The organism is Agrobacterium tumefaciens, from assembly GCF_009649785.1.
Lineage (GTDB): Bacteria > Pseudomonadota > Alphaproteobacteria > Rhizobiales > Rhizobiaceae > Agrobacterium > Agrobacterium tumefaciens.
Genome location: NZ_WJOK01000013.1, coordinates 36,987 through 60,080, shown reverse-complemented (window position 1 = coordinate 60,080; position 23,094 = coordinate 36,987). Strand labels below are relative to the sequence as shown.

At 59.4% G+C, this 23,094-nt stretch carries 20 protein-coding genes; 7 read left to right on the top strand and 13 right to left on the bottom strand.

Going from position 1 to position 23,094, the window contains the following annotated elements:
• Nucleotides 1-240: 240 nt before the first annotated feature.
• From GH784_RS15265 to GH784_RS15255, 3 genes are read left to right on the top strand one after another with little or no spacing between them, the layout of a single operon-like run.
• On the top strand, nucleotides 241-2,088 hold the full coding sequence (locus tag GH784_RS15265; RefSeq protein ID WP_065702435.1) for an extracellular solute-binding protein: 1,848 nt from the start codon (nucleotides 241-243) through the stop codon (nucleotides 2,086-2,088).
• 39 nt (nucleotides 2,089-2,127) lie between these two features.
• Nucleotides 2,128-2,796 (top strand): DsbA family oxidoreductase, encoded by a 669-nt coding sequence (locus tag GH784_RS15260; protein ID WP_153793567.1) that lies wholly within the window; start codon nucleotides 2,128-2,130, stop codon nucleotides 2,794-2,796.
• A gap of 51 nt (nucleotides 2,797-2,847) precedes the next feature.
• A complete protein-coding gene (locus GH784_RS15255; RefSeq protein ID WP_003515734.1) occupies nucleotides 2,848-3,780 on the top strand; it encodes a DMT family transporter in 933 nt (310 codons plus the stop codon).
• A 57-nt stretch (nucleotides 3,781-3,837) separates the two neighbouring features.
• On the opposite strand, the gene GH784_RS15250 is transcribed toward GH784_RS15255, so the two are convergent.
• The 3 genes from GH784_RS15250 to GH784_RS15240 form a co-directional block, all read right to left on the bottom strand.
• Nucleotides 3,838-4,182, bottom strand: a complete 345-nt coding sequence (locus GH784_RS15250; protein WP_013636325.1) for a hypothetical protein — start codon at nucleotides 4,180-4,182, stop codon at nucleotides 3,838-3,840.
• A gap of 373 nt (nucleotides 4,183-4,555) precedes the next feature.
• On the bottom strand, nucleotides 4,556-8,053 hold the full coding sequence (mfd, locus tag GH784_RS15245; RefSeq protein ID WP_065702434.1) for a transcription-repair coupling factor: 3,498 nt from the start codon (nucleotides 8,051-8,053) through the stop codon (nucleotides 4,556-4,558).
• Nucleotides 8,054-8,056: 3 nt separating this feature from the next.
• On the bottom strand, nucleotides 8,057-8,368 hold the full coding sequence (locus GH784_RS15240) for an FAD assembly factor SdhE (RefSeq protein WP_003515739.1): 312 nt from the start codon (nucleotides 8,366-8,368) through the stop codon (nucleotides 8,057-8,059).
• A 187-nt stretch (nucleotides 8,369-8,555) separates the two neighbouring features.
• Between GH784_RS15240 and recG the strand changes: the two genes are divergently transcribed.
• The 4 genes from recG to GH784_RS15220 are packed head-to-tail and all read left to right on the top strand — an operon-like array spanning nucleotide 8,556 to nucleotide 11,638.
• A complete protein-coding gene (gene recG / locus GH784_RS15235) occupies nucleotides 8,556-10,661 on the top strand; it encodes an ATP-dependent DNA helicase RecG (RefSeq protein WP_003515741.1) in 2,106 nt (701 codons plus the stop codon).
• 12 nt (nucleotides 10,662-10,673) lie between these two features.
• A complete protein-coding gene (locus GH784_RS15230; protein ID WP_003515743.1) occupies nucleotides 10,674-10,946 on the top strand; it encodes a hypothetical protein in 273 nt (90 codons plus the stop codon).
• Between the two features lie 54 nt (nucleotides 10,947-11,000).
• Nucleotides 11,001-11,258 carry a type II toxin-antitoxin system Phd/YefM family antitoxin gene (locus tag GH784_RS15225; RefSeq protein WP_003515745.1) on the top strand — a complete coding sequence of 86 codons (258 nt, stop codon included), beginning with the start codon at nucleotides 11,001-11,003 and terminating at the stop codon, nucleotides 11,256-11,258.
• A complete protein-coding gene (locus GH784_RS15220) occupies nucleotides 11,255-11,638 on the top strand; it encodes a type II toxin-antitoxin system VapC family toxin (RefSeq protein ID WP_035198363.1) in 384 nt (127 codons plus the stop codon). The genes GH784_RS15225 and GH784_RS15220 overlap by 4 nt, the downstream gene beginning before the upstream one ends.
• Before the next feature lie 3 nt (nucleotides 11,639-11,641).
• On the opposite strand, the gene GH784_RS15215 is transcribed toward GH784_RS15220, so the two are convergent.
• The 10 genes from GH784_RS15215 to pcsA form a co-directional block, all read right to left on the bottom strand.
• Nucleotides 11,642-12,310, bottom strand: coding sequence for a DUF502 domain-containing protein (locus GH784_RS15215; RefSeq protein WP_003515749.1), 669 nt, complete (start codon nucleotides 12,308-12,310; stop codon nucleotides 11,642-11,644).
• 13 nt (nucleotides 12,311-12,323) lie between these two features.
• On the bottom strand, nucleotides 12,324-12,827 hold the full coding sequence (locus tag GH784_RS15210; RefSeq protein WP_065702432.1) for a GNAT family N-acetyltransferase: 504 nt from the start codon (nucleotides 12,825-12,827) through the stop codon (nucleotides 12,324-12,326).
• Entirely contained in the window at nucleotides 12,824-14,650 is a 1,827-nt protein-coding gene (gene glmS / locus GH784_RS15205) for a glutamine--fructose-6-phosphate transaminase (isomerizing) (RefSeq protein WP_003515753.1), read from the bottom strand. The genes GH784_RS15210 and glmS overlap by 4 nt, the downstream gene beginning before the upstream one ends.
• Nucleotides 14,651-14,854: 204 nt before the next feature.
• Nucleotides 14,855-16,216: a bifunctional UDP-N-acetylglucosamine diphosphorylase/glucosamine-1-phosphate N-acetyltransferase GlmU gene (gene glmU, locus GH784_RS15200; protein ID WP_019566111.1), complete on the bottom strand. Its 1,362-nt coding sequence runs from the start codon at nucleotides 16,214-16,216 to the stop codon at nucleotides 14,855-14,857.
• Nucleotides 16,217-16,422: 206 nt separating this feature from the next.
• The gene (locus GH784_RS15195) at nucleotides 16,423-17,160 is read right to left on the bottom strand and encodes a FadR/GntR family transcriptional regulator (RefSeq protein ID WP_003515757.1); all 738 of its coding nucleotides are present in this window, start codon (nucleotides 17,158-17,160) and stop codon (nucleotides 16,423-16,425) included.
• Between the two features lie 232 nt (nucleotides 17,161-17,392).
• Complete coding sequence (locus GH784_RS15190) at nucleotides 17,393-18,466, bottom strand: BMP family ABC transporter substrate-binding protein (RefSeq protein ID WP_003515759.1); 1,074 nt, start codon at nucleotides 18,464-18,466, stop codon at nucleotides 17,393-17,395.
• 37 nt (nucleotides 18,467-18,503) lie between these two features.
• Complete coding sequence (locus GH784_RS15185; RefSeq protein WP_019566110.1) at nucleotides 18,504-19,424, bottom strand: ABC transporter permease; 921 nt, start codon at nucleotides 19,422-19,424, stop codon at nucleotides 18,504-18,506.
• Entirely contained in the window at nucleotides 19,424-20,515 is a 1,092-nt protein-coding gene (locus GH784_RS15180; RefSeq protein ID WP_065702431.1) for an ABC transporter permease, read from the bottom strand. Before GH784_RS15180 ends, GH784_RS15185 begins: the two co-directional genes overlap by 1 nt.
• On the bottom strand, nucleotides 20,505-22,061 hold the full coding sequence (locus GH784_RS15175) for an ABC transporter ATP-binding protein (protein WP_003515765.1): 1,557 nt from the start codon (nucleotides 22,059-22,061) through the stop codon (nucleotides 20,505-20,507). The genes GH784_RS15180 and GH784_RS15175 overlap by 11 nt, the downstream gene beginning before the upstream one ends.
• A 212-nt stretch (nucleotides 22,062-22,273) precedes the next feature.
• On the bottom strand, nucleotides 22,274-22,999 hold the full coding sequence (gene pcsA, locus GH784_RS15170; RefSeq protein WP_025593712.1) for a phosphatidylcholine synthase: 726 nt from the start codon (nucleotides 22,997-22,999) through the stop codon (nucleotides 22,274-22,276).
• Nucleotides 23,000-23,094: the final 95 nt, after the last annotated feature.

Genomic DNA, 23,094 nt, shown 5'->3' with positions numbered 1-23,094 from the left:
TGTCGTTTAAATGAGGCAAATGCGTGACCCGTCTCTTCCGGCCACCCTGTTACATGCCGTTCGCGGCGATATCCAGCACTTCTTTAACTTTTTCTTGAGGCAACCCAAGATTTCCCGCCCTCGCATGGGTCCAGCCATGGGCTTGTGCTACATATTCGCCAGAATCATAACAAAAAACCAATCATGACGATAACCGACCACGACGACAAAACGGACCGACAGTTGAGACAGGATAGTGACATGCGCAAGCTTGCGGCCCTCATCCCCGCATTGTTTCTTTGGGGAACGGCCCTGCTTTCTCCGGAAATTGCCGTGGCGCAGCCGCTTCACGCCATTTCCATGCACGGCACGCCGGCACTTCCCGCCGACTTCCGGCACTTCCCTTATGTCAATCCGGACGTGAAAAAAGGTGGTCGCATATCATACGGTGTCGTCGGCACCTTCGACAGCCTCAACCCCTTTGTTCTCAAGGGAATGCGCACCACGGCGCGCGGCGTCTGGGACCCTGAATTCGGCAATCTCCTTTACGAGCCGCTGATGCAGCGCTCGAGCGACGAGCCTTTCAGCCTTTACGGCCTGCTTGCGGAAACCGTGGAGTGGGACGAGGAACGCACCTTCACCCAGTTCAACATCAATCCCAAGGCCAAGTGGTCGGATGGCGAGCCGGTGACGCCTGACGATGTTATCTTCACATTCAATCTCCTGAAGGAAAAAGGCCGTCCGCCGTTCAACAGCCGTCTAGACGGCGTGGCGAAGCTGGAAAAGATCGGCGAACACGGCGTCCGCTTCACCTTCAACGACAAGGCGAACCGCGAAACGCCGCTCATTCTCGCCTCTTCCACCCCCATTTTGCCTAAACACGCGATCGATCCGGAAAAATTCGAACAGGCGGGCCTCGGCGCTGTCGTCGGCTCGGGTCCATACCGAATCAAGACATTGCGGCCGGGTGAACGAATCATCTGGGAGCGAAACCCGGACTATTGGGGCAAGGATATCCCGAGCAAGGTCGGCTTCGAGAATTACGACGAGATCAGCATCACCTATTTCCTTCAGGTCACCACCATGTTCGAGGCCTTCAAGAAAGGCGATATCGACATCTATCCCGAAGGCGACGCCATCAACGGCACCTCCGATACGTCCCATTGGGGCCAGGCCTACAACTTCCCCGCCGTTCATCGCGGAGATATCGTCAAGGATGTGTTCCAGCCACGTCTGCCATCGGGCATGTTCGGCCTTGTCTTCAATACCCGCCGCGCGGTCTTTGCTGACGAAAAGGTGCGCGAGGGCCTGTCCTATGCACTCGATTTCGAGTGGATGAACAAGAACATTCTCGGCGGCGCCTTCAAGCGTACGCAAAGCTACTGGCAGAACTCCGCGCTCGGTGCCTATGGCAATGCCGCAGATGAGCGCGAACTTGCGCTGCTTGGCGATGCGGCCAAGAGCATGCCGCCGGAACTTCTGGCGGGAACCTACGCCATGCCCACCACCGACGGAACCGGCGCGGACCGCAAGGTCCTGAAGCTCGCCGTCGATAAGCTGAAAGAGGCCGGATACAGCATCAAGAACGGCAGGATGTCCGATGCCAATGGCCGCCAGCTCGCATTCGAAATCATGACGCAGAACCCGGCGCAGGAACGCATAGCGCTTGCCTATCAGCGTTCGCTGAACCTGATCGGCGTCGCCATGGGCATCCGCTCCGTTGACGATGGCCAATATCAGGCACGCTCCAACAGCTTCGATTACGACATGATCATCCGGTCCCTGCCCTCATCGCTCTCGCCGGGCGCCGAGCAGCTCAACCGCTGGAGTTCATTGTCGCGGGATGCGCAGGGCAGCTTCAACTATGCGGGTGCGGCCAGCCCCGACATCGACCGCATGATCGAGGCCCTGTTGCAGGCCCGATCCACGGAGGATTTTCAGGCGGCAGTGCGTGGTTATGATCGTCTTCTCGTCGCCGGCCACTATGTCATTCCGCTCTACTACATCGGCGCGCAATGGATAGCCCGCTGGAAATATATCGACCGCCCGGATATGACCCCGATATCAGGCAATCAGAAACAGACCTGGTGGGATGCGAGGGCGCAATAACCCGCCCCTGCTCGGTCCAAGACAACGGAAGATAAAGCCATGGAACGCATCGTTATCGACGTCGTATCGGATATGGTCTGCCCCTGGTGCTATCTGGGCAAGGCAAGGCTCGATCTTGCCATTGCCGAGGTGCAGGACGAAATCAGCGTCGACGTGAACTGGCGACCTTACCGGCTCAACCCGGATTACCCGCCTGAAGGCGTTGACCAGAAGGCCGCGCTTGAGGAAAAGCTCGGCAAGGAGCGTCTCGAGCAGGCCCATGCCTCGCTGGTGGAACTCGGAAAACAGGTCGGCATCCACTACGATTTCGATGCAATCAAGATTGGCCCGAACACGCTCGACGCACATCGCCTGTCGCTCTGGGCCCATGCTGAAGGCCGTGACGTTCAGGAGAGGATCGTCACCGCTTTGTTCAAGGCGAATTTCGAGGAAGGCCGCAATATCGGCGATCACGCCGTGCTGACCGATATCGCCGAAAAGGCGGGCATGGACGCCAAGGTGGTAACACGGCTTCTGGCGTCGGATGCGGACAAGGACACGGTGATTGCCGAAATTGACGCGGCGCAGCAAATGGGTGTTTACGGCGTACCGTTCTTTATCGTTGACCAGAAATACGCCATCAGCGGTGCACAAACGCCTGATGTATTGATTGCTGCACTGCGGGATATTGCAAAAATCAAGGCGGACGAGCATAAGTCGATGAACTGACGGTCGAACACCGGCAGCTTGCCGTAATCGATAAACTGTTGGTGTTTTCCCGTGTCCGACCAGACCCTGAAAGGCATTCTGCTTGCCTTTGCCGCCTTCGCTGCCTACGCTTGGAGCGACGCGAGCGTTAAACTCATTGAAGGCCAGATTTCGCCGATCGAATCGGCCTTCTTCGGCGCCCTGTTCGGCCTCATCGCCCTGCCCTTCATCCGCAAGCGCAATGATCGCTGGGTGGATGTGGTGAAGACGACCAACCGGCCTTTATGGATCATCCGATTTTTTGCCGCCGGTACGGGTGCCGTCGGCAGCGTCACCGCTTTCACCCATCTTTCCATGGCCGAAGCCTTCGCGTTGATCTTCCTTCTTCCTTCTTTCGTCACCATCATGTCGGTGGTGTTTTTGAAGGAACAGGTGGGCATCCGCCGCTGGTCTGCGGTCATCATCGGTTTCCTCGGGGTGCTGGTCATCCTGCGGCCGGGTTTCCGTGAACTCGGCATCGGCCATATCGGCGCCATCATCGGTGGCTTCAGCGGCGCACTCAGCATCGTCATCTTCCGCGCCATGGGCCCATCGGAAAAGAACGTCTCGCTGTATGGGGCCGGCGTACTGGGCTGTCTTACCATTAGCGGCATCGCCATGGTGCCGACCTTCATCATGCCGGGCGGCGAACAATGGTTGCTGCTGGCGGGATACGGCCTGCTCGGCGCGCTTGGCAACGTGCTTGTCATGTATGCTGCCCAATATGCGCCCGCCGCCATGATCGGCCCAACGCAATATAGCCAGATGCTCTGGGCGATTCTGTTCGGTTACCTGATTTTCGGCGACCGCATTGATGGCTGGATGTTGATGGGCATCGCCCTGATCGTCGGCTCCGGCCTGCTGACGCTGATCCGCGAGAAGCAGCGAAAAGTGCCGCTTCCCGCCTCCATCGCCGCAACTGACCAGAATGTGGCTGTCGGGATCACGCCGGAAGACGAGCGCTAAAGTCGAAAATGCATGAGAACCAGCGACGCATGTTTGCGTCGCTGGCATGGCATTCGATCAATCACAAACCCTGACCCGATACATGTCGCCCCAGGCGTTCTGTCGCCAGGCCACATGGCAGCGAGGATAAACCGGCTGGTAAACAACAGGCGGTCCATAAGCTGGCGCGGCGTAGACGGGTGGACCATAGGCCGGTGCATAATAAGCGGGGCCATAAGCGTAACCGGGATGCCTTGCCCCGGCGATGAGCGCTCCGCCAATGATCGTTCCTGCGATCCCGGCGGCAAGGCCGCGGCCGAAATTATTGCGCGCTTCCGCCTGACTGGTGGTGGCAATTGTGGTGCCCGCAATTGTCAAAGCAACCAGACCAGCGGTGGCAAACCTGTTGATGTTGGTCCACATCGTCCTGCTCCTTCAAGACCCGGCGGCTTTACGATCCGCCGCACCGGGTATGAAGGAAAGATTACGCCCGCGAAGACTACCGATACATGTCCGTTTCGTTACATCGCGGTAATTTTCGCTGAAGGCAGTGAGTGGAGTTTTCGAGGGATTGGCTGATGGAAATGAGCCGACGATGGGTGGCTTACCCCCCTCTGCCCTGCCGGGCATTTCCCACACAGGTGGGGAGATCGATATGCGGCAAGGTTTTGCCTATATCAACGTTAGAGAATGAAGTGGTGACAGCGCGTCTTGCCGATCTCCCTCCTTGTGGGGGAGATGCCCCGCAGGGCAGCGGGGGGTAAGCCCCACCCACCGCCCCCACAAAGGCTTAAATCTACGACCGAGCCAGCTCCGCCAATTGCGTCATGACCATCGCCGCACCCGCCAGCCTCTTTTCCGGCGTCGGCAGATCGCGGTTCAGGAACAGGCTGTGGTCCGGGCGGATCTTCGCCATCGATCCCTGCTTGCCGATGTAACCGACAAGCGCTGCCGGATTGGGGAATTCCTTGTTGCGGAACTGCACAACCACGCCTTTCGGCCCGGCATCCACCTTCTCGACATTGGCCGTGCGGCAGAGCGACTTGATGTAGACGATCTTGAGGAGATGCTGCACTTCCTTCGGCAGCGGGCCGAAACGGTCGATCATTTCTGCGCCGAAACCGTCGATCTCGCCTATATCCGCAAGCTCGCCGAGACGGCGGTAGAGACCCATGCGCAGATGCAGATCGGGGACATAATCTTCCGGAATCATGACCGAGGTGCCGACCGAGATTTGCGGCGACCAGCCGCTGTCGCGCACCTCTTCGTCACCCTTCACTTCGGCCACGGCCTCTTCCAGCATCTGCTGGTAAAGCTCGAAACCGACTTCCTTGATGTGGCCGGACTGTTCTTCGCCAAGCAGATTGCCCGCGCCGCGAATATCGAGATCATGGCTGGCAAGCTGGAAACCGGCGCCGAGTGTGTCGAGCGATTGCAGCACTTTCAGCCGCCGCTCCGCCATCGTCGTCAACACCTTGTTGACCGGCAGGGTGAACAGCGCGAAGGCGCGGACCTTGGAACGACCGACACGGCCACGCAGCTGGTAAAGCTGGGCGAGACCGAACATGTCGGCACGGTGCACGATCAGCGTATTGGCGGTCGGCACGTCGAGGCCGGATTCGACGATGGTGGTCGAAAGCAGCACATCGTATTTGCCGTCATAGAAGGCGTTCATGATGTCTTCGAGTTCACCCGCCGCCATCTGGCCATGCGCCACCGCCACTTTCAGTTCCGGCACATCCGACTGCAGGAATGCATGGATGTCAGCGAGATCGGCAAGGCGCGGGCAGACATAAAAGCTCTGGCCACCGCGATAATGCTCGCGCATCAGCGTTTCACGGATTACCAGCGGATCGAAGGGCGAAATGAAGGTGCGAACCGCCATGCGGTCCACTGGCGGCGTGGTGATGAGCGACAGCTCGCGCACGCCGGTCATGGCCAGCTGCAAGGTGCGCGGAATGGGTGTTGCCGACAGCGTCAGCACATGCACATCGCTTTTCAGCTCCTTCAGCCGCTCCTTGTGCTTCACACCGAAATGCTGCTCCTCATCGATGATCAGCAGGCCGAGATTGGCGAAGCTGATGCCCGCACCGAGCAGCGCATGGGTGCCGACGACAATGTCGGTCTTTCCATCAGCCACTTCCTTCTTGGTGAGCGCAAGCTCCTTCGAACCCACAAGGCGCGAGGCCTGCTGCACCCGGATCGGCAGACCGCGAAACCGTTCGGAAAAGGTACGGAAATGCTGTCGCGCCAGAAGCGTGGTCGGCACCACCACCGCCACCTGAACGCCATTCATGGCGGCAAGGAAAGCGGCGCGCAAGGCCACTTCGGTCTTGCCGAAACCGACATCGCCGCAGATCAGGCGATCCATCGGCCGCCCGGCACCGAGATCGTCGCGAACAGCGTCGATGGCGTTCAGCTGGTCCTCGGTCTCGTCATAGGGAAAACGGGCGGCAAACTCGTCGTAAAGCCCGTCCGGTGCGATAAGCGCCGGCGCGTGGCGCACCAGACGCGCGGCTGCAATGCGGATAAGCTCGTCGGCCATATCGAGCAGGCGCTTCTTGAGCTTGGCCTTGCGCATCTGCCATGCGCCGCCACCGAGCTTGTCGAGCGTGGCTTCCGCGGCATCAGAACCATAACGCGAGAGAAGATCGATGTTTTCGACCGGTAGGAACAGCTTGGCGTCGTCGGCATAATGCAGTTCCAGGCAGGCGCGCGGCGCGCCCGCTGCCTCGATGGTCTGGAGACCGACGAAGCGACCGATGCCGTGTTCGGCGTGAACCACGAGCGAGCCTTCGTCCAGCCCCGCCACTTCCGCGATGAAATCCGCGCCGCGCTTGCGGCGCTTGGAACGGCGCACCATGCGGTCGCCAAGAATATCCTGCTCGCCGATGACTGCGAGCGTTCCGGTCTCAAACCCGGCTTCGAGGCTCAGCACTGCCGAAGCCGCCTCACCCTTGCCGAGTTTCTCCACCTCTTTCAGCGATGTCACCGGCTTGATCTTTTCAAGCCCGTGTTCGTTCAAGACCTGCAACAGCCGGTCGAGCGAACCTTCCGACCAGCCGGTGATCAAAACCTTCCAGCCCTTGGCCCGGCGCTCGGCAATGTGCTTTACCGCCAGATCGAAAACATTGACCCGCTCTTCGCTGTCGCCTTCCGTCGGTGGACGTGCCCAGCGCGGACCAACATGGGCATCAAGCGTCGCAACCGGGCGGCCTTCGCTATCGTGTTCGTTGAAGGGCGTCAGCCGCACCGCATTGACGCTCGCAAGCGCCGCCTCGAAGCTCTTGCCGTCGAGATAGATTTGCCCAGGCGATACCGGCTTGTATGGCGCGCCCTGCGTCGAGCCCTTGGTCTCGCCGGAAGCCCGCCGCGCCTCGTAATAATCGAGGACCAGCTTGGAGCGTTCCTTCGCCGCCTCGCGCGCCGTATGGTCGGTGACGATACGGAAACCGCTGAGATAATCGAAGGCGGTTTCCAGCTCCTCGTAAAACAGCGGCAGCCAGTGCTCCATACCGGCATAACGGCGACCTTCGGAGACAGCCTGATAAAGCGCATCGTCGCGCGTCGCCGCACCGAATAGCGACAGGTAATTCTTTCGGAACCGGCCGATCGTATCCGGCGTCAGCGTCACTTCGCTCATCGGATTGAGATCAAGCGAGCGCGCCTGTGCGATGGTGCGCTGGCTGGCCGGATCGAAGGTGCGGATGCTTTCCAGCGTATCGCCGAAGAAATCGAGCCGCACCGGCTCTTCGGTGCCCGGCACGAAGACATCGAGAATGCCGCCGCGCACGGCGAATTCACCCACTTCACGCACCGTCGCCACCCGGTCGAAACCGTTGCGCTCCAGCCGCGCGGCGATGTCCTCCATGCGGATCTGGTTGCCGGGCTTGGCCGAAAAGCCCAGGCTCTCGATAACGTCGCGCGGCGCCATCTTCTGCAGCATGGCGTTGACGGTGACGAGAACGATGGCCGGATGCGGTTTCTTGGCGTGATTGATGAGGCCGGCAAGTGCCGCGAGCCGGCGCGCCGAGGTGTCCGCACTCGGTGACACGCGGTCATAAGGCAGACAATCCCAGGCCGGCAGCGTCAACACCGGAATATCCGGCGCGACAAAACCAAGAATCTGTTCGAGATCGGCGACCCGCTGGCCGTCCGACATCACGTAAGCCACCGATGTTCCCGCCCGCGCCATATCGGCGAGCAGTAGGGCTTCCATGCCGGAGGGCACGTTTCCGATGGTCAGCGGCGTATCGGCCGACGCCACCAGCTTTGCATCGAATCCGGCTATCATGTTTCAGGCCTTCAGGGTTTCGGCTGTGACGAGATCGAAATCGGGACGGTAAGAGGCGATCTTCTCGAACAACGGGGTCTGGAATTTTTCCGGCACCGGCAGGGCACCTGTCACCATCTTGACGAGGTCGTTATCCTCTTCCGCCATGATGATTTCCAGCTCGTCAAGCTGATCGTCGGAAAGCCCGGCAATATTGTCTTCCGCAAATTGCCCGAGCACCAGATCCATCTCGCGAATGCCCCGGTGCCAGCAGCGGTAAAGTATCCGCCTGCGCCTCGGATCGAGGTCGGCGCTCGTGCGCACCAGTCCAGTCATCGCATTCACCTTTCGGTTGGCTATTCAACAGGATGTTGATTGCGCCCTCCTATAGAACAGGAGGCGAACGCTTGGAACCGGTTTTTATCGAAATAATGCCACGGCGGCTAAAATCTGCCGGTGATAAACAGCCTTTGTCGGGCGCCACGTCTTGCATAACGCGTCCCCTTCCCCGATTTTGCTGAGCATGCGTCCCGCCATTCTCGATCCGCTATTTGCTTCCGTCTCCACCCTTGCCGGTGTGGGGCCGAAGCTTGCCGACCTTCTGGCCAAACTGCTGAGCCGGGAAAATGCCGACGACACCCGCGTGATCGATCTTCTGTTCCACGCGCCATCAAACGTCATCGACCGGCGCAACCGCCCGGGCATCGCGCTTGCCGCTCCCGGCGCCATTGTCACCATTCAGGGACGTGTCGACCGGCATCAGCCAGCTCCACCAGGCAATCGTTCCGCGCCCTACCGTGTTTTCCTGCATGACGAGACCGGGGAACTGGCGCTGACCTTCTTCCGCGCCAAGGGAGACTGGCTTTCCAAGGCCTTGCCCGTCGATGAAGAGGTTCTCGTCAGCGGCAAGGTGGACTGGTTCAACGGCCGCGCCTCCATGGTGCATCCGGATTTCATGGTGAAGCTTTCCGAATCCGAGAACCTGCCGCTGGTCGAAGCCGTTTATCCAATGACAGCCGGGCTGTCTCCGAAGGTGCTGCGGCGGGCAATTGAAGGCGGACTTTCGAAACTGCCGGTCTTTCCCGAATGGATCGACGAAACGCTGAAGACCCGGCAGGGGTTCGGCGACGTGGCATCGAGCTTCCGTGAGTTGCACGATCCGCGCGACAGCGCCGATATCGATCCTCAGGCCCCGGCACGCAGACGGCTCGCCTACGACGAATTTCTGGCCGGGCAGCTGTCACTGGCGCTGGTGCGGCAAAGACTGCGCAAGGTCGCGGGCCAGCCGATCCGCGCCAAGGGGGACATTGCTGCAAAAATCCTGTCGCAACTCCCCTTCTCCCTGACGCCGAGCCAGAATGCCTCGGTGAAAGATATCCTGACCGATATGGCCAGCGAGGACCGTATGTTGCGGCTGTTGCAGGGCGATGTCGGCGCGGGCAAGACGCTGGTGGCGCTGATGGCTATGGCAACCGCCGTCGAGGCCGGCGGACAGGCGGTGTTGATGGCCCCGACCGAAATTCTTGCCCGGCAGCATTTCGCCACCATCTCCAAACTCGCCAATGCCGCGGGCATCACGGTTGAGGTGCTGACCGGCCGCACCAAGGGCAAGGAGCGTCGCGAGATCGAAGAACGCGTGGCCTCCGGTGAGGCACAGATCGTCATCGGCACGCACGCGCTGTTCCAGGACAGCGTGAGTTACAAGAACCTCGTGCTGGCCGTGGTGGATGAGCAGCACCGTTTCGGCGTACACCAGCGCCTGCGTCTCACCGCCAAGGGCATCACGCCGCATATGCTTGTTATGACCGCCACGCCCATTCCGCGCACGCTGGTGCTGGCCGCCTTCGGCGACATGGATGTATCAAAACTCACCGAAAAACCGGCTGGCCGAAAACCCATCCAGACCGTGACAATCCCCACAGAGCGCATCGGCGACATCGTCGAGCGGCTGCGCGCCGCGCTGAAGGAGGGCAAGAAGGCCTACTGGATCTGCCCGCTGGTGGAGGAGACGGAAGAGTCCGACCTGATGTCGGCGGAAGAACGACATGCGGTTCTCTCGCAGATGCTCGGTGTCAATATCGGTCTCATCCATGGGCGCATGAGCGGCCCGGAGAAGGACGCCGCCATGCTGGCTTTCAAGAACGGCGAAACCCGGCTGCTGGTGGCAACGACAGTGGTGGAAGTGGGTGTCGACGTTCCGGACGCCACGATCATGGTCATCGAACATGCCGAACGTTTCGGCCTGGCTCAGCTTCACCAGCTGCGTGGCCGGGTTGGACGCGGTGACGAGGCCTCCACCTGCATCCTGCTCTACAAGGGGCCGCTCAGCGAAAACGGCCGCGCCCGACTTTCCATCCTGCGCGACAGCGAGGACGGCTTCCTGATTGCGGAAGAGGATTTGAAGCTGCGCGGCGAAGGCGAACTCCTCGGCACCCGCCAGTCCGGCACCCCGGGCTTCCGCATCGCCAGCCTCGAAGCCCATGCCGACCTCCTGGAAATCGCCCGCAAGGACGCCGCCTATGTCATCGAGCGCGACCCCGAACTGACCGGCCCGCGCGGCGAAAGCCTGCGCACCCTGCTCTATCTGCACCGCCGCGACGAAGCTATCCGCTTCCTGCACGCCGGCTGAAAGTGAACCGCCATGAACATGATCGACCCACGCCGCCCACCGCCCGCCTTCAGAAAGGGCTACGCGCTCTGCTCACCGCAAAACATCCTGCAACCCGACACCTTCGCCAAAAGCCAGAAGAAAGCGATCGGCAAGGCCTTCAAAAAGCCAGGCCGCAAGAAGGCATGGACAGAGGCACTGGAACAGGGCTGGAGCGTGCGGCTGGTCTACATGCGGCTTTTCGTCCCCGTGTTCCATGCGACCACGACGGGAACAGAGGTGGATGATCTCGATGACGAGGATTGATTTGGTCCATTCAATAGACTAATCTAAAGCGAGATTTAACGCTTAAGGTTAGCCATGCAGATATCCGTAACTGATGCAAAAGGCCAACTGACAGAATTGGTACGACGCGCCGAGGCCGGGGACGAAATCATTCTCACCCGGCATGGTCATGCAGCAGTGCGGCTGGTTCCAGTGGTTGTTGTGGCGGATAAAAAATCCCGCAGGGCCGTGCTTGATAAAGTGCGCGCGGCCGTCGCGACCAAGAGCGACGATGGCCCGGATGCCGCGCATAGTCAGGATTTCCTTTACGACGAGCACGGCCTTCCAAAATGATGGTCATCGATACATCTGCTCTGCTTGCAATCCTGCTTGATGAACCCACAGCAGATGCATGTGCCATGGCTCTCGATACGGATGAACCATTGCTGATATCCGCCGGTACGCTTGCCGAAGCTGTGATCGTAGCGCAAAGACGTGGCCGCAGCCGGGAACTCGAGATGCTGATCGAAGGGCTGAGCGTCGAAATCAAACCCGTTACTGCTAAATCAATCCGTGGCATTTCGGAAGCCTATCGCATCTGGGGAAAGGGTATCCACCCCGCCGGGCTGAATTTCGGAGACTGCTTTGCCTATGAGCTGGCAAAAGCTGAAGGCTGCCCTTTGCTTTATGTCGGCAACGACTTTTCGCAAACAGATATCAGCGGCCTCCTGTAAGGCTCAAACCGGCGCAATCATTTTCGGCGGCGTGAAATCCGGAGCCACCAGTCCACCTGAAATCAGCAGTTTCGCCGCGTCTTCCGGTGTCATGTCCAGCATCACGATCTTGTCCTTCGGCACGAACAGCAGGAAACCCGCCGTCGGCACCGGAGTCGGTGGCAGGAAGACGGCAACCATCTCCTGGCCCATCTCGTTGAAGCGATGGGCAAGCTCTCCCTTGACCTCCGAGGATACGAATACCATCGCCCAAGTGCCGGGTGACGGAAACTCGATCAGGCCGACCTTCTTGAAAGAGTTCGAATGCTCTTTCAGGACGGATTCGAACAGCTGCTTGATGCTCTTGTAGATCGGCCGCACCAGCGGCATGCGGTTGAGAACGGATTCGCCGACGCCGACGATCCATTTGCCAATGAGGTTGTTGCCGAGAAAGCCGATGAGTGTGATGCCGATGACGGCGATCAGCAGGCCGAAGCCGGGGATCGCCACATCGAAATATTGCTCGGGATCGTAACGGGCGGGAATATAGGGCTTAACCCAGCTATCCGCCCATTGCAGGAAGCTCCATACCAGCCACATGGTGATGGTGACAGGCGCAAGGATGAGGACGCCCGTGAGGAAGCTGTTGCGCAGACGGGCTGCGAATGAAATTTTGACTGGAATATCGGTCATTTACCGTTCGGAATTAAGCGTTGTCGCTATCGAAACCCAGATGAAAACCGACAATGCCGGATGGAGTTCCGCCATGCAAGCGAAGAACTGTGAAATATTCGTCAGGAATCCCCTTGCCGCTCAGGCCCTCAACATGGCGAAAACCGAAGCGGCCGTAATAGTCCGGATCGCCAGCGACAACTGCGCCAGAAGCACTCAGACGGTCCAGCGCGGCAAGCCCTTCCCGAACCAGCCCCGAGCCGACACCCTGCCTTTGCCGGTCCGGCGCCACCGATAAGGGCGCAAGACAGAACCAGCCGGTCTCGCCGCCCGACAGTGTTACCGGTGAAAAACCGATATGGCCGATGATGCCTTCGCTGTCCTCGGCAACCAGAGAAACAGTCAGCGCACCGGCCTTGCGAAGCCGTTCGACGATCACATGTTCCGTCTTGTCGCTGTAGTCGACGTTACGGAAGGCATCTTCCGTAACGCGAGCAATCGCTTCTTCATCACCTTGCCGCTCCGGCCGGATGATCATTCCACCGTCACCGATTTCGCCAGATTGCGTGGCTGGTCCACATCCGTGCCCATGAAGACGGCGGTGTGATAGGCCAGCAGCTGGATCGGCAGCGAGAAGACCATCGGCGCGATCAGCTCGTCGACATTGGGCAGCGTGATCGTCGCCATGGTGTCGAGCTTGGACGCAGCGGCGCCCTTCTCGTCGGTGATGAAGATGATGCGGCCACCGCGCGCGGCCACTTCCTGCATGTTCGAAACGGTCTTTTCAAAGAAGCGGTCATGCGGCGCGATGACGATGACAGGCATGTTCTCGTCGATCAGTGCGATTGGCCCATGCTTCAGCTCGCCGGCTGCATATCCTTCGGCGTGGATATAGGAAATTTCCTTGAGCTTCAGTGCGCCTTCCAGCGCCAGCGGGAAGCTGGTGCCGCGGCCGAGATAAAGTACATCCTTGAAGCGCGACAGATCGCGCGACAGCGCCTCGATCTGCGGCTGGATGAGGTTCAGCACCTTGCTCATGATGCGCGGCATCTCGATAAGCTGTTGCACCAGCTCCTTTTCCTCGCCTGGCTTCAACGTGCCGCGCGCCTTGCCCGCGGCAACCGCGAGCGAAGCGAGCACGGCAAGCTGGCAGGTGAAGGCCTTGGTGGAGGCCACGCCGATTTCCGGGCCGGCGAGGATCGGAAAGATCGCATCCGATTCGCGCGCCATGGTCGATTCACGTGTATTGACCACTGCGCCGATCTTCAGTCCCTCTTGCTGGCAGTAACGCAAGGCCGCCAGCGTATCGGCGGTTTCGCCCGATTGCGAAATGAACAGCGCGGCCTGCGTGGGAACGAGCGGGATCTCGCGGTAACGGAATTCCGATGCGACATCGATTTCCACCGGCAGGCGCGCGTAACGTTCGAACCAGTATTTGCCGATCAGGCCGGAAAGATAGGCCGTGCCGCAGGCGGAAATGGCAAGGCCGGAAAGCCTGGCGAAATCGATTGCCTTATCGGCATCCTTCACGGTTTTGGAGGCGAAATCCACATAGTGGCTGAGCGCATGGGAAATGACTTCCGGCTGCTCATAGATTTCCTTTTCCATGAAATGGCGGTGGTTGCCCTTGTCGACCACGAAAGCCGTCGCCTGCGAAATCTGGCGCTCGCGTTTCACCGGCTTGCCGGAGAAATCGATGATTTCCGCACCGTCACGGGTCACAATGGCGCAGTCGCCATCCACCAGATAGGTGATCTCATTGGTGAAAGGCGAAAGCGCGATTGCGTCGGACCCCAGGAACATCTCGCCCCTGCCGTAACCGACGGCAAGCGGCGGGCCGGAGCGCGCCGAAAGCAGCGTATTGGGATCGTCCTGAAACATCACCACCAACGCATAGGCACCGGTCACGTGGTTCAGCATCTTCAGCATCGCCTCGCGATGGCCAAGCCCTTCGCGGGTGTATTTTGCCAGAAGCTGCGCCACCACTTCGGTGTCGGTCTGGGTGGTGAAGGTTGCACCCTCGGCGCTCAGTTCCTCGCGCAGTTCAGAGAAGTTTTCGATGATGCCGTTATGAACGACGGCAACGCCTTCGACGAAATGCGGGTGGGCGTTGGTTTCGTTCGGCACGCCATGCGTCGCCCAGCGCGTATGCGCGATGCCGACGACACCTGGCAGCGGCTTTTCAGAGACCAGCTTTTCCAGATTGAACAGCTTGCCTTCCGCCCGGCGACGGTCCATCGCGCCATTGTCGATGGTGGCGACACCCGCCGAATCGTAACCGCGATATTCGAGGCGCTTCAGCGCATCGACAAGCCGTTCAGCAACGGGCTGCGTTCCGACAATTCCGACAATTCCGCACATATATTTCTCCAGACGGCGATCTCTTCACCGAAACTTCCAGAGTATTTCCGCCTTTCCCTGAAATGCGAAAATACACCACCTTTTTGTTCTGATGCATTTCCGGACGTAAAACCGCTGCGCACCTTTACTGGAAATGCTTTAACCGTTTCTCTGAAATCGGCAATTATCCCGCCGGTCACTTTCAGTATCGCTCGGTAACGTCATCTAAGAGGATTTTTTCTTCGCTTCCTTCAGCGCTTTCGCCCGCTCGCGCAACGCGACCGCCCTGCCCGGTTTCACCTCCTGGCGCGCGCGCCCGAAAGCCAGCGCATCGGCAGGCACGTCATCGGTAATCACGCTGCCGGAGGCGATATACGCCCGCTCTCCAATGGAGACGGGAGCAACCAGCGACGAATTCGAGCCGATGAAGCTGTTGGCTCCGATCCGCGTTTCGGACTTGTTGTAACCGTCATAATTGCAGGTGATGGCACCCGCGCCGATATTGCTGCCTGCACCCACGAAAGCATCGCCGATATAGGTCAAATGGTTGACCTTTGCGCCCTCGCCGATCTCGGCCTTCTTGACCTCACAGAAATTGCCGACCTTGGCGTTGGCGTGCAGGTTTGCACCCGGACGCAACCGCGCAAATGGACCGACAACCGCACCCTGGGCCAGATAGGCCCCTTCCAGATGCGAAAATGCATGAATGATCGCACCCGGCTCGATCGTCACGCCGGGACCGAAAACGACGTTGGGCTCGATCAGGACATCCTGACCGATCTTCGTATCGAAGGAAAGGAATACTGTCTCAGGCGCGATCATCGAAACGCCGTCGACCATCAATTCGTGACGGCGGCGCTCCTGCCAGAGCCTCTCGATGAAGGCGAGTTCAGCGCGGTTGTTGCAGCCGGTCAATTCCTTTTCCGGCGCATCGATGGCAATGGCGCGGCGGCCGAGAGAACGGGCGATCTCGACGATGTCAGTCAGATAATATTCGCCCTTCACATTGCTGTTGCCGATCCGATCCAGCAGATCCAGCGCATTGCGGCCGTTGATGGCCATCAATCCGCTGTTGCACCAGGTGACCTTGCGCTCCTCGTCGGTGGCGTCCTTTTCCTCTCGGATCGCGACCAGCTCGCCATTCTCGACCAGAAGCCGCCCGTAACCCGTGGGACGGTCAGTATGGAACCCGATAACGGCGACATCGGCACCGTCGGCAATCGCCTCGCGCGCCCTGTCGAGCGTGGCTGAGGTGATGAGCGGCACATCGCCATAAGCGACGATGACATCGTCAAAACCGCGTTCGATCGCCTCGCGTGCGGCAAGAACCGCATGCCCGGTGCCCTTGCGTTCCTTTTGCAGGAAAGCCTCGACCTGCAGGCCCTTGAGACTTGCCGCAGCAGCGACATTGTCGGCATCGCGCCCGACCACCAGCGCCACCGCGCCGACGCCCGCTCCAGCAACAGCCTCCACCACATGCCCGATCATCGGGCGTCCAGCGACCGGATGAAGCACCTTGGACTTCGAAGACTTCATGCGCGTGCTGTCGCCCGCTGCGAGAATAACGGCTAGAGAGCTGCGCTCCATAAGACCTCCAACACCCCGTCACCGGCCACAGGCGGCCCGGACAGGGGCAATGTTTGACTTTACGCCGGCCAGCACTGCGGACGGGCGTATGGGTGATTTCTTTCCGGCACTGCTATAACGGCGCCCCACTTAAGAAACCATGCAAATCTCCACCAAATTTCCACGCCGATTTTCATCAAACGTGATCAGCGGCAGGCTGGCATGATCTATGGGCGGGAGTTACGGGCCGTGAATTCGAGTATCTGCTGACGGCCGTTTTCAATCAGCCTTTCCATCTCGCGCCGGGCTGCCCCCTCATCACGCAGGCGAAACGCTTCAACGAGTCGCAGGTGAGAGGCAGACACGTCGGAAATCTCGTTGGGATCGGCTTCCGGGTTGCTCATCCGGAAAATGCCCGCCAGCGCCGCCTTTATCAGCGAACCGACGGTGCGCATGAACGGGTTGCCGGACATTTCGGTGATGAGAACGTGGAAATTCATATCCGCAAGCGCGCGCTTTTCCTTGGAATAAGCCGTGTTGCCCATCTCGTTGGCGTAAGCGACAAGCCTTGCGATATCGGCGTCTTTTGCCCTGGCGGCAGCAAGACCCGCGCCATAGGGTTCGAACGCCTGGCGGATATCGTAGAGATGCAGCAGGAATTCCTCGCTGACACCAGCCTCGAAGTGCCAGAGCAGCACCTCGCTGTCGAACATGTTCCAGCTTTCGCGCTCCGTCACACGGGTACCGATGCGCGCCTTGGGGGAGATCATGCCCTTGGCGGTGAGCGTCTTCATCGCCTCGCGAAGCACCGTTCGAGAGACTTTCAGCCGCTCCATCAGCTCGGCATCGCCCGGCAGGATGTCACCCGTCTTGAAAACTCCGGACACGATATCGAGACCGAGCTTGTGAACGACCTGAGCATGATTTGTCCGCAACTTTCGAAAACCGATCGCCGCATCGAGCATTCCGCGCTGCAAATTCCATGTCCTTCCGTTCGGTTGAAGATGTAAAAATCGCGCCTGACTTGTGTAATCCAGGAAAGCAGCCCGATTTTCAACGCAGAATACAGTGAAAAACATCAACGCGCGTGAAAAGCAAAGCCAAACTTCGTTCGAACAATAAAACACATCAAAATAACAAAGACCGCGCATGAATTGCATGCGCGGTCCCGTTAGCAGCTAGTACCTGCGTGTCACATTATTGCGGCAGCTTGTCGTCCACGCCGGCAACGTAGAAGTTGAGGCCGAGCAGAACGCCGTCTTCAGCCTTCTCACCCGCCTTCAGCCATTCCGAACCGTCCTGCTTCTTCACCGGACCGGTAAAGGGGTGCAACTCGCCCGACTTGATCTTGGCTTCGGTTTCCTCAGCCATCTTCTTCACGTCATCAGGCATGTTGGTGTAAGGCGCCATGGTCAGGATGCCGTCCTTCAGGCCGTCCCAGATGGATTCGGACTTCCACGTGCCGTCAAGCAGGGCCTGCGTGCGCTTGATGTAATAAGCGCCCCAGGTGTCCTTGATCGCGGTCAGCTGTGTCTCCGGACCGGCCTTGATCATATCGGAAGCCTGACCGAAGGCCTTGATGCCGCGCTCGGCTGCAACCTGCATCGGAGCCGTCGTATCGGTGTGCTGCGTCAGGATATCGACGCCCTGGTCGATAAGCGCCTTGGCGGCATCGGCTTCCTTGCCGGGGTCAAACCAGGTGTTGGCCCAGACAACCTTGACCTTGAACTCAGGATTGACGGACTGCGCGCCAAGAACGAAAGCGTCGATGCCCATCACCACTTCCGGGATCGGGAAGGAAGCGATGTAGCCGGCAACACCCTTCTTCGACATCTTTGCGGCGATCTGGCCCTGAATGTAGCGGCCTTCATAGAAACGCGAATTGTAGGTCGCGACGTTTTCGGCGGTCTTGAAGCCGGTGGCGTGCTCGAACTTCACCTTGGGGAACTTCTGGGCAACCTTAACGGTCGCATCCATAAAGCCGAAGGAAGTGGTGAAGACCAGCTCACAGCCGGAACGTGCCATGCGCTCGATGGCGCGTTCGGCATCCGGGCCTTCCGGAACGCTTTCGAGGAACGGCGTTTCGATCTTGTCGCCGAAATGCTTCTGCAGCTCTTCGCGACCGATTTCGTGCGCCTGCGTCCAGCCGCCATCGGTGCGGCTGCCGACATAGATGAAGCAGACCTTCTTTGCGTCGGCGGCCTCAGCCGAAGAAACGACGCCTCCAAGAGCCGCTATGGAAGCAGCAAGTGCGATGACCAGTTTTTTCATTTTTACCCCTGTTTGGTTTGGAGACTGGAAGTTTTTCTCACCGGTCCGGCACGAAGGATTTACCCAGTGATGCCGGCGTGTTGATCAAGGTCGTGCGGCGATTATGCGAGATGATGACCAGCACGACAATAGTTGCGATATAGGGCAGCGCCGAAAGCAGTTGCGACGGCACGCCAATGCCGAATGCCTGGGCGTGCAACTGCCCGATGGTGACAGCGCCGAACAGATAACCGCCTGCCAGCACCCGCCATGGACGCCAGGACGCGAAGACGACGAGCGCCAGTGCGATCCAGCCACGCCCGGCCGACATGTTTTCCACCCATTGCGGCGTATAGACCAACGAAAGCTGCGCACCAGCAAGCCCCGCGCACGCACCGCCAAACATGACAGCCAGATAGCGTGTGCGGATGACGTTGATGCCAAGCGCATGGGCAGAACCGTGATTGTCGCCGATGGCGCGGATCTTGAGACCCGTGCGGCTCTTGAACAGAAACCAGCTTATGCCGGCAACGAGCGCGATGGACATGTAGAAGATCAGGTCTTGCCGGAACAGCAAGGGGCCGATGAATGGTATCTCCGACAGCACCGGAAAGACGATGGGCTGCAGCTTGACGCCCGGCAGGCCAACGAAGCTTTCGCCCAGCATGCCGGAAACGCCAAGACCGAGAATGGTCAGCGCAAGGCCCGTCGCCACCTGGTTGGTAACGAGCGTCAACGTCAGGAAACCGAAGAGCAGCGAGAAAACCGCGCCCGACGCGATACCGGCCAGAATGCCGAGATAGGGCGAACCGGTCATATGCGCGGCAGCGAAAGCGCAGACCGCACCCATGATCATCATGCCCTCGACGCCGAGATTGAGGACGCCGGAGCGTTCCGCCACCAGCTCGCCCGAGGCGGCAAGGACGAGCGGTGTGGCGGCAGTGATGACCGTGAGAAGGATGGCCTGAAGCATATCCATCATGCCGCTCCTTGGCTGTTATGCGCCTTGCCGGTGAAGACGACCTTGATGCGGTAGAAGATCAACGTATCGCAGGAGAGTACGAAGAACAGCATCAGCCCCTGAAACACACGCGTCACCTTGTCAGACACACCGATGGAAAGCTGCGCCGCCTCACCACCAAGATAGGTCAGTGCAAGCACCAGCCCGGAGAGGATGATACCGAGCGGATTGAGGCGGCCTAGAAAGGCGACGATGATGGCGGTGAAGCCGTAACCCGGAGAAATGCTGGGCTGAAGATGGCCGATGGAGCCGGAGGCTTCCGAAATGCCCGCAAGCCCGGCAAGCGCGCCGGAAAGCAGCATCGAAAACCAGACCATGCGGCTCGATGAGAAACCGGCAAAACGCCCTGCCCGCGCCGATTGGCCAAGAACCGTAACCTCGAAGCCTTTCAGCATGTAACGCATCATGAACCACAGCGCGATGGCCGCTACGATGGCAAACACGAAACCCCAATGCGCCCGGCCCGATGCCAGCATTTCCGGCAGCACTGCGCTCTCGTTGAAGGGTTTCGTCTGCGGGAAGTTATAGCCGCCCGGATCGCGCCAGATGCCGCGCGTCAGCCAGTCGAGAAAAAGCTGCGCGACATAGACCAGCATCAGGCTGACGAGGATTTCGTTGGTGTTGAACTTCGTCTTCAACAGCGCCGGAATACCGGCATAGAGTGCGCCACCGATGGCGCCCATAACCAGCATCAACGGCAGGATGAGTGGCGAATGCCAGTCCGGATAAAGCACCGGCAGGATGGAACCGGTGATCGCGCCGATGGTGAATTGTCCTTCCGCGCCGATGTTCCAGTTGTTGGAGCGATAACAGATAGACAGGCCAACCGCGATCAGGATCAGCGGTGCGGCCTTGATCGCCAGCTCATGCAGCGACCAGACCTCCAGCAGTGGCTCGATGAAAAAGGCGTAAAGCGCATCAAGCGGATTTTTACCGAGTATGGCGAACATGATGGCGCCGACGAGCAGCGTCAGCACCAGTGCCAGAAGCGGCGAGAGAAGGGTAAATAGCTTCGAGATCCCTGCCCGTTTTTCAAGCTCAATGCGCATGCTGGGCGGCTCCTGACTGTGTGTGGACGCCGCCCATCAGCAGGCCGATCTTTTCAAGCGTCATGTCTTCCACCGGATAGGCCTGCGAAAGCTGCCCATCGGAAATGACCGCGATATTGGTGGCGACCTCGAAGATTTCATCTAGGTCCTGGCTGATGACGATGACGGCAGAGCCGGCTTTGGCGAGATCGACAAGCGCCTGCCGGATACGGCTCGCCGCCCCCGCATCCACACCCCATGTCGGCTGGTTGACAACAAGCACGGCCGGTTGACGATCGAGTTCGCGCCCGACGATGAATTTTTGCAGATTGCCACCTGACAGCGATCCCGCCAGCGGATCTGCCCCGCTTTTGCGCACATCCATGGTTTCCGATATGCGCCGCGCCGCCGCCTTGATAGCCGAGCCCCTGACGATGCGCAGAAAACCACCCGTCAGAAATGCCTTGCGGTCGGAGCGCGCCCGCGCCAGCAGAAGATTGTCGGAAAGGCTCATGCCGGGAACGGCGGCATGGCCGTGGCGCTCCTCGGGTACGAAACCGGCGCCCATCAGCCGTCGGCCATTGATGCCGATACGACCGACCGGCTTGCCGCGGAGATGGATCGCATCATTATTATAGACGGGATATTCGCCCGAAAGCGCATCGAACAACTCGCCCTGCCCGTTTCCGGCGACCCCGGCAATCGCCAGCACTTCGCCGGCGCGCACAGTCATGGAAACCGCTTTCAACGCCACGGCAAAGGGCGTGCGTGGCGCAACGGAAAGCCCCATGACTTCGATCTGCGGTTGACCGAGGGCATCGCCCGTCGGTCGCGAAACGCTTGCGACATCGCTACCCACCATCATGCGCGCCAGAGATGCCGGTGTTTCCTTGCGCGGATCGCAGGCGCCCGTAACCTTGCCATGGCGCAGAACGGTGGCGCGGTCGCAGATACGCTGCACCTCTTCCAGCCGGTGGCTGATATAAAGCACCGAACGGCCTTCGGCCTTCAGCTTCGCCAGCGTCTCGAACAGTTTGTCCGCCTCCTGCGGTGTCAAAACCGAAGTCGGCTCGTCGAGAATGATAAGGCGCGGGTTCTGCAACAGGGCGCGCACGATCTCGATACGCTGGCGCTCGCCAACCGAAAGATCGGCGACATGCGCATTGGGATCGAGCGGCAGGCCATAGGCGCGCGAAAGCTGTTCCGCTTCCTTGGCGATTTCCTTCAATGAAATTTTCGGGTCCAGCGACAGGGCGATGTTTTCAGCAACCGTCAACGCCTCAAACAGGGAGAAATGCTGGAAGACCATGCCGATGCCGAGCCTGCGGGCCTCGCTTGGCGAACCTATGGAAACCGGCTGACCCTGCCAGACGATATCACCCTCGCTCGGCGAGAGCACGCCGAACAGCATCTTGACGAGCGTGGACTTGCCCGCGCCGTTTTCACCCAGAAGCGCGTGGATTTCGCCCGGCGCTATATCGAGGTCGATGCCGTTGCATGCGGCGAAATTGCCGAACAGCTTGGTCAGCTTGCGAACGGACAGGAGAGGCACGGCCTCCGGCGCCATAGTTCCAGTCACGAATTCCCTCTCTACACCGGCTACCCATGCTTTCTTCGAAGCATTTCAGCAACCGTGGTCATTGTTCCCAATCAGGCTACAACACGTATGCAATGCTGCGCGATCATGATTTATTGATAACTGTTTTGCTGCTGCGCACAACTGAAAAAGACGTTGCTTAAATGCAATTTGCACAAGCAATAAACGGCTTTACGCTTTTCTTATTTCGCGCCGAGCGCGGGGAAAAACTGCAATATTCCGCCGATGCAATAGAGATAAAGCCCGCTCGCTACAAAGCCGATCACCGCCCAGGTCGGCGTTTCGAAATGCATCAGCAACGCATAACCGCCAAGCGCACACCAGACGAATACGATTGCCAGATTAAGCGGCCGCAATCGCTTCACGCGCACCGGATGCAGGAAATTGATCGGCAGGAATGTCAGGAACACCGAGACGGTAACGACAGTCATGGCTGTTGTGGCGCTGGCATCCATGACGAACAGCGTGAACACCACCATGTTCCACACCACCGGAAAGCCGGAGAAGAAATATTCGTCCGTCTTCATGCCCATGTCGGCGTAATAGATGGCGCTCGACACCACGATCATGCCAGCCGCAACGAAGGATAGCGGCTCGCCGATCATGCCGCTCTGGTAAAGCGCAAAGGCGGGCAAGAGCACATAGGTGACATAGTCGATGATATTGTCGAGCGTATCGCCGGACCAGTTGGGCAGAACTTCCTTCACCCGAACCTTGCGGGCGATGGGCCCGTCAATGCCATCCACCAGCAGCGCAAGCCCCAGCCACCAGAACATGTCGACAAAGCGGTGTTCGGAAGCGGCGACGACGCCAAGAAAAGCCAGAAACGACCCGGACGCCGTCAAAATATGAACGGAAAAGGCGCGGATTTCCGCGTAGGGAACACGCTTGTAGTTGAAAATTTTCATGGTCAGCGTCTGCGCCCCGCTTTTCATCCGCCCTGTTCATTCCGGTATGCGGCCATTCACCACGCTTTGCAACCGGCTGATCTGGCTTATCCTAG